The following is a 7,109-nucleotide window of genomic DNA, read 5'->3' on the forward strand; positions in this document are numbered from 1 at the left end:
CACCAAGGTTTTGGTTTTGTACAGAAAGTCACCTTCCTGTTTTAACGCAAAACCGTACGATTGTGGTGAGCAATCGAGAGGTATCCGCCGATGTTCGATGAACCTCTTCCTCGTCAACTGTTCTCTACCGCTCGAGAGCAGTCCAGGCGCTTATCGTAGTAATAAACCCGCTTCCCTCACTTTCCCTTCTTGAATAGGATTAAACATAACTACAATAATACATTAGATGTAAAATAATGGTCAATCCTTTTTTTCAAAAAACGAAAATTAGTTCCGTCCGATTTACTAGTAGTTTTCTTTTAAATAATAAAAGGTATGCATGTATAGCTTGTTGTGTGCTACACACGCATACCATTCGTACTAAATCCATTTTTGTGTCGATTACGCTCCTAGTTCTTCCTCAACCATCGATACGACACGTTGTACATACTCATCACAAAGTTCTTTTGTAGGTGCTTCAGCCATTACACGTACGAGAGGCTCTGTTCCCGATGGGCGTACAAGGATTCGTCCTTCACCGTTCATATCGCTCTCAACTTGTTGGATCGTCTCCTGAATACGTTCGTTCGAATCAACCTTTGTTTTGTCAGTCACTCTAACATTCACAAGCGATTGAGGGTACTTCTTCATTTCAGCTGCAAGCTCAGACAATGGCTTCTGTGTCACTTTCATGATATTCGCTAACTGAAGTGCGGATAACATGCCATCTCCTGTTGTGATGTAATCGAGGAAGATAATATGGCCGGACTGCTCACCGCCAAGGTTATACCCTTCCTTACGCATTTCTTCCATCACGTAACGATCTCCAACTTTTGTTTTGAGAGAAGTAATTCCCGCTTCTTCCATCCCTTTGTGGAAACCAAGATTACTCATGACAGTTGAAACAACCGTATCATGACGAAGGTTCTTTTGCTCTTTCATGAACTTTGCACAAATGAACATAATTTGATCGCCATCAACAATTTCCCCATTTTCATCGATTGCAATCAGGCGATCACCATCTCCATCAAACGCTAATCCTAGATCTGCGTTCTTATCCTTCATGAATTCAGCTAGTGCCTCTGGATGTGTAGAACCTACGCCAGCATTAATGTTTGTCCCTGTAGGATTCGTACCAATCGTAGAGATATCCGCTTCTAAATCAGCAAACAGGTGAGGTGCTAGCGAAGAAGTTGCACCATGAGCACAGTCGAGCGCGATATGAAGGCCAGAGAAATCTTCATCGATTGTTTGTTTTAAGTATTGTAGGTACTTCTGACAGCCCTCAAAATAATCACTAACAATTCCAAGATCTTCACCTGTAGGACGAGGAACCGTATCTTCATCACTATCGATAAGTGCCTCGATCTCTTCTTCTTGAACATCTAAAAGTTTAAACCCATCTGGTCCGAAGAACTTAATACCGTTGTCACCTACCGGGTTGTGAGATGCCGAAATCATGACACCTGCTTGAGCACTAAGAGCTTTTGTTAAGTGAGCGACACCTGGCGTGGAGATCACACCTAATCGCATGACTTCAGCTCCGATCGATAGTAACCCTGCTACAAGCGCACCTTCTAGCATGTACCCTGAAATTCGTGTATCACGACCAATTAAAATCTTTGGCTTTTCAGCGCCTTTCGTTAGTACATGCCCGCCAAAACGTCCTAATTTAAATGCAAGCTCTGGTGTTAATTCAGTATTTGCGACACCTCTAACACCATCGGTTCCAAAATATTTACCCATCGTAATTTCTCTCCTTTGTATCGCGCAGTTCAGTTATGTGTTAACGATTTTATATCATAAAAGCAGCTTTTGTTGACAAGGATGCAAGATATACCTCATAAAGCCGCAAAAAATATGAGCAACGGTTGCAGTAAGACCATCCGTCGGCCTCCTACCTTTTATGGGTATATCCTCAAATGCTTTTTATCCTTCATCACTCAATGCGATTTTCACCTTAACCTTTTGTGGTTCTACTTTCGTCATTCCATCAGGTACAGGCACATCAAGCTCCACCGTCGTATCTTCTGTAATCTCCGAAAGATCGATCGATGCCCCATTCAATACTTCTAATTTCTCAAGCGATTCTAGCGGTCCGAACACAGCTACTTCTTTTGGTTCGACCGTAATTGAAGAAATGCTTAATCCCTCAGGAAGCTCGCCTTCTTGCTCTACTTCAACAGGAACCTTCTTAGATGGGTTACTTATCGGCACTTCGACATCCACGATAGCCGGCTCGATCGTAAGCCCTTGGATCTCGTCCATATTTCCATCGTACACGTTGAGCGTAACCCGAGCGTTAATCGCTTCCTTTGCATTACTCACATCAACGTATCCTCTTACAAATGCTACTTGTTCGAGTTTTGAAGATCCACCTGTTACGGTTACTGTTTCAGGAGTAACAACAGGGTTTTCAGCCTGGTAGCCTTCAGGCAGTTCTTCTGCTTTCAACAGATTGATTCCAGCTTGATACGTGTTCGATTTCTTTTCTTCGATCGTTACAGAGACTCTCGCTGGATCAATCGTTACATCGACGTTCTCAGGGAAATCTCGATGTTTAACCGTCACAAGGTGCTGTCCAGGAGTCAGATTGCGGAGATCGACGTAAACCTCTTTATTGGTCATCCTAGAGATCATTACTCCATCAGTTCTACCCTCTACGATCACGTCTACCGTTTCTGGCAGTTCGGAAACGACGACTTCTTCTTCATCATAAAGCACTTCTAGCTTCATATCAGATATAGGATAGGAGTCTCCCTCAGGATTAAGCAATCCATCCCCTCCAGAAGTTGAAGCGTCTGGCATAGCAACAATAGTATAGAGCATGAGGGCAAGAAGAAACGAGATAATCTTGACAAACCAATTACTTGTCAGCAACTTGTCCATTATTTTTTCCCCCTCCAACTACTCCAACGATTGGAAGTATCGTTCTTCGTAACAGCCGTATTGAGTTCTCCAGTGAGTAGGTCGCGAAGTACCTCCTCTGATACATTTCGATGAAGCTCTCCATTTTTAGCGAGTGAAATACTACCAGTTTCTTCAGAAACAACAAGAGTCAAGCTGTCCGTCACTTCACTTATTCCTAATGCTGCCCTATGTCTCGTCCCGAGTTCTTTCGAAATGAAGGGGCTCTCAGACAATGGGAGATAGCAGGCAGCTGCCAAAATTTCGTCCTTCTTTAAAATAACAGCTCCATCATGAAGCGGAGTATTCGGTATAAAGATGTTGATGAGAAGCTCAGAAGTTAATTTCGCATTCATCTGAATACCAGTTTCTACATAATCGTTTAACCCCGTTTCTCTTTCGATCGAGATTAATGCACCGATACGTCTCTTCCCCATATAAGAGGTAGATTTGATAATCGCTTCGATCATTTTGTTCGTTTCTTCTTCCTCTACTGCAGAACGAGTGAACAATCGACCTCTACCAAGCTGTTCTAATGCCCGTCTTAGTTCTGGCTGGAAAATGATGATGATCGCGAGTAATCCGTAAAGCACCACCCGCTCCAGAATCCAATGCAGCGTATTAAGTTCAAAGAAGCTACTCAAAAACCATGCCGCAATAATAACGGTGATTCCTTTTAAAAGCTGAACAGCCTTAGTCCCTCGAATCAACATGATAATTTTATAAATCACATAAGTAACTAGCAAAATATCTATAATTTCTGTTATGTAGTCAAGTACATTCACATTAGCAACAGGCAGCACGGCTCTTCCTCCAAACATAGTGAATTTAGCCTGTGGTTCCTAACCGTTACACATCTTGAAAACGTTGGTAACTTTTTAATTATATCATATTTTTAGTATGTTCAAAGTCAACCGTGTTTGTTCAAATCGATTTAAAATCGAAAAAAAACCGCTCGGTTAAGAGCGGTTTTAAGTGTGATTACTTATCAGATGAAAACACATCACCAATATCTATAAATACTTGTCTTAAGTGATACCATGTCCAATCAAGAATATGATCGACTTCCTCGATCTCCCCTGTTACTTGACCCGCAGAAGCCATATATTGCTCTCCATTAATAACGAGAACATCACCTTCGACTTTCCCCTCGATTTCAAGATTGCGGTTCTTAACAGTTAAATCTCCTTTTATTACTTCACCTTCCGGAACGATAACCGTATTTGTTTCCTTATCAAACGTCAGATTACCAGATAATGCTGTCATTTGATCTTCACTCGTCCATGAAGAATATACTGATCCTGCCATTAATACTAGAAAGAGAACTGCAGCTGCCATCAGCGGATGAGATTTCATCCATCTCTTAATCCAAACGGTCTTCTTTTCTTGAGGAAGTTGCTGCATTACCTTTGATGTAAAACCATCGGGTGCCTTAAGAGAAGGCGTGCTGAGGAGAAATGATTCCGTTTTTTTAAGTTCATCATAATGGTGCTTACAGTCAGCACAGGTTTTTAAATGGTTTTGCACCGTAAGTTGTTCTTCTTTCGTTGCTTCATCATCAAGTACGTCATGCATCATTCGTACAATTTCTTCAGGGCATTTCATAGTTTCTCCCCCTTTCACATCACTCACGTAACTTCTTTCTAAGTGCTTCTCTCCCACGGTGGATACGGGTCTTCACAGTACCGACTGGTAATTCAAGAATTTCACTAATCTCTTTTAGTGAAAGCTCTTGAATATACTTAAGTGTAATAGCAGAACGATACTTCAAAGGAAGACTTAATATCGCTTGATGAATACCCTCTTGTGCTTCAAGAGAAACAACTTCATCATCAGGCAATTGATCAGTAGCAGCTACTTGTGAGTACATCGTTAGGCCATCAGTGCCGGAGACTTCAGCATCAAGGTAATAATCCGGCTTCTTCTTTCTCATTCGATCGATCGCCAAATTTGTTGCAATGCGATATAACCATGTTGAGAACTTCCGATCGATTTGATAGCGATCAATGTTTGTATAAGCTCGAATAAATGCCTCCTGCGCCACGTCTTCAGCTTCTTGACGGTTACCAAGCATTCGGTAAGTAAGTGCAAAAACACGATCCTTATAGAGCTCCACAAGCTCACCAAAAGCATTGTGGTCCCCTTTCCTTACTTGTACTATTATTCTTTTTACAATGGCATCCATATATCCAACCCCCGCTATTCCCTGCGGCTATTATTCAATACGTTCCAGGAAAAATAAAGTTTCGTTTTTTTTATAATTTTTTTATCCTCCCCTATTTTAGCACGAGAAAACTTTATTAATAACCAAAATACATATATTTCTAAAAAAGAGGTTTTCAATCCATACATATCGGGTATATAGAGGAAAATGAATGAAAGGGATGGTCTGCAAATGGATTTTGCAAAGGGGCGGGAAAAAGAAATTTTACTTAAGGAAATTGAAGACTCTCGTAAGAAGATGAATCTCTTAGCAAGAAAGCAGCCATTAAGTTCCTCAGAAATAGTAGAAATCAGCACTTATCTTGATAACCTACTGAATAAATACGATGAATGTAAAAATAATAAAACAGCGGCTCTCTAACTTCTTAGAGAGCCGTTAATCATGTTATTTTAATTTTTCTCCGAATAAAGATCCCATCAGTGCAACAGCTACTGTTGCTGTCTTATTCTTCTCATCCAAAATAGGATTCACTTCAACGAACTCAGCAGAAGTAAGGATATCGGATTCCGCAAGCATCTCCATAGCGAGGTGGCTCTCACGATAGCTGATTCCTCCAAGAACTGGTGTACCAACACCTGGTGCATCGTGAGGATCTAGTCCATCAAGATCAAGACTTAGATGAACACCATCTGTGCCATTGGACACATGGGCAATTGCTTCTTCCATCACTTTTGTCATTCCCAATCGATCGATTTCATGCATCGTAAACACTTTGATTCCTTTTTCCTCTATCAACACTCGCTCACCTTCATCAAGAGAACGAGCTCCGATAATGACGATGTTCTCAGGTTTAATCTTTGGACTGTAACCTGCGATTCCTGTTAACGACTCATCGCCAATACCTAGACTCACCGCAAGCGGCATACCATGGATATTACCGGATGGTGATGTATCAGCAGTATTTAAATCTCCATGAGCATCGTACCAAATCACACCAAGATTATTATAGCTCTGCGAAACTCCTGCGAGTGTACCAATTGCGATACTATGATCTCCTCCAAATACGAGCGGGAAGCGCTTACGTTCAATCACTTCGTTAACCCTTGAAGCAAGCTTTTCACTAGCATCTGCAACTTCTTTTAGATTCTTTAACTGATGGTCTTGATTCTCTGGACGTTGCTCAGGTCTACCGATTTCAATATCTCCAAGATCTTCTATATCATAATTCAGTTTCTCTAATCGTTCTACAATTCCTGCGTACCTTATTGCGCTTGGTCCCATATCGACCCCACGTCTCATTTGACCTAAATCCATAGGTACTCCAATTATCGATAGTTGATTATTCATATCTCGTCCTCCTAGAGTTATGTCTACCTATATTGTAACCATTCCGTTTTTAATGACTCAACTGGACAGTTTTTTGAATAAGTATTCATGTCATGACAACATTTCTACGAATTTTCGGATATTTATAAGTACAAGAGGAGAAGTAATTCCGAGAAGAGGTTTAATAGTTGAGGAAATTTAGACATAAAAAAAACCTTATACCGATATATAAGGATAAATGGTGGAGCCTAGCGGGATCGAACCGCTGACCTCCTGCGTGCAAGGCAGGCGCTCTCCCAGCTGAGCTAAGGCCCCATTATGGAGCGGGTGATGGGAATCGAACCCACGACATCAGCTTGGAAGGCTGAGGTTTTACCACTAAACTACACCCGCATATGATATTGGAGCGGAAGACGGGATTCGAACCCGCGACCCCCACCTTGGCAAGGTGGTGTTCTACCACTGAACTACTTCCGCGAAAAATGGTGAGCCATGAAGGACTCGAACCTTCGACCCTCTGATTAAAAGTCAGATGCTCTACCAACTGAGCTAATGGCTCTAAATGGTGGAGGGGGACGGATTCGAACCGCCGAACCCTGAGGGAGCGGATTTACAGTCCGCCGCGTTTAGCCACTTCGCTACCCCTCCACAAATAGATGGTGCCGGCCAGAGGACTTGAACCCCCAACCTACTGATTACAAGTCAGTTGCTCTACCAATTGAGCTAGACCGGC

7 protein-coding genes and 6 tRNA genes are annotated in these 7,109 nt (G+C 41.9%); 1 reads left to right on the top strand and 12 read right to left on the bottom strand.

Annotated elements, in window-relative coordinates:
- Window positions 1–381 precede the first annotated feature (381 nt).
- The 5 genes from glmM to sigW form a co-directional block, all read right to left on the bottom strand.
- Window positions 382–1,725: a phosphoglucosamine mutase gene (gene glmM / locus PFZ69_RS20040; RefSeq protein WP_270182872.1), complete on the bottom strand. Its 1,344-nt coding sequence runs from the start codon at window positions 1,723–1,725 to the stop codon at window positions 382–384.
- A 183-nt stretch (window positions 1,726–1,908) separates the two neighbouring features.
- Window positions 1,909–2,868 (bottom strand): CdaR family protein, encoded by a 960-nt coding sequence (locus PFZ69_RS20045; RefSeq protein ID WP_270182873.1) that lies wholly within the window; start codon window positions 2,866–2,868, stop codon window positions 1,909–1,911.
- The gene (gene cdaA, locus PFZ69_RS20050) at window positions 2,868–3,686 is read right to left on the bottom strand and encodes a diadenylate cyclase CdaA (RefSeq protein ID WP_270182880.1); all 819 of its coding nucleotides are present in this window, start codon (window positions 3,684–3,686) and stop codon (window positions 2,868–2,870) included. Before cdaA ends, PFZ69_RS20045 begins: the two co-directional genes overlap by 1 nt.
- A gap of 181 nt (window positions 3,687–3,867) precedes the next feature.
- The gene (locus PFZ69_RS20055) at window positions 3,868–4,491 is read right to left on the bottom strand and encodes an anti-sigma factor family protein (protein WP_270182874.1); all 624 of its coding nucleotides are present in this window, start codon (window positions 4,489–4,491) and stop codon (window positions 3,868–3,870) included.
- Window positions 4,492–4,510: 19 nt separating this feature from the next.
- A complete protein-coding gene (gene sigW, locus PFZ69_RS20060; RefSeq protein ID WP_270182875.1) occupies window positions 4,511–5,071 on the bottom strand; it encodes an RNA polymerase sigma factor SigW in 561 nt (186 codons plus the stop codon).
- A 210-nt stretch (window positions 5,072–5,281) separates the two neighbouring features.
- On the opposite strand from sigW, the gene PFZ69_RS20065 reads away from it, so the two are divergent.
- Window positions 5,282–5,470, top strand: coding sequence for an aspartyl-phosphate phosphatase Spo0E family protein (locus tag PFZ69_RS20065; protein ID WP_270182876.1), 189 nt, complete (start codon window positions 5,282–5,284; stop codon window positions 5,468–5,470).
- A gap of 24 nt (window positions 5,471–5,494) precedes the next feature.
- Here the strand turns inward: PFZ69_RS20065 and rocF are convergent, their stop codons facing one another.
- From rocF to PFZ69_RS20100, 7 genes are all read right to left on the bottom strand, one after another.
- On the bottom strand, window positions 5,495–6,397 hold the full coding sequence (gene rocF, locus PFZ69_RS20070; protein ID WP_270182877.1) for an arginase: 903 nt from the start codon (window positions 6,395–6,397) through the stop codon (window positions 5,495–5,497).
- A gap of 218 nt (window positions 6,398–6,615) precedes the next feature.
- Window positions 6,616–6,691, bottom strand: a tRNA-Ala gene (locus PFZ69_RS20075).
- Between the two features lie 4 nt (window positions 6,692–6,695).
- Window positions 6,696–6,769: transfer RNA gene (locus tag PFZ69_RS20080), tRNA-Gly, on the bottom strand.
- A 9-nt stretch (window positions 6,770–6,778) separates the two neighbouring features.
- Window positions 6,779–6,853: transfer RNA gene (locus PFZ69_RS20085), tRNA-Gly, on the bottom strand.
- Between the two features lie 6 nt (window positions 6,854–6,859).
- Window positions 6,860–6,935, bottom strand: a tRNA-Lys gene (locus PFZ69_RS20090).
- 4 nt (window positions 6,936–6,939) lie between these two features.
- Window positions 6,940–7,024: transfer RNA gene (locus tag PFZ69_RS20095), tRNA-Tyr, on the bottom strand.
- Between the two features lie 9 nt (window positions 7,025–7,033).
- Window positions 7,034–7,109: transfer RNA gene (locus tag PFZ69_RS20100), tRNA-Thr, on the bottom strand.

It is taken from the genome of Alkalihalobacillus sp. CinArs1, assembly GCF_947387515.1.
Classification (GTDB): domain Bacteria; phylum Bacillota; class Bacilli; order Bacillales; family Guptibacillaceae; genus Guptibacillus.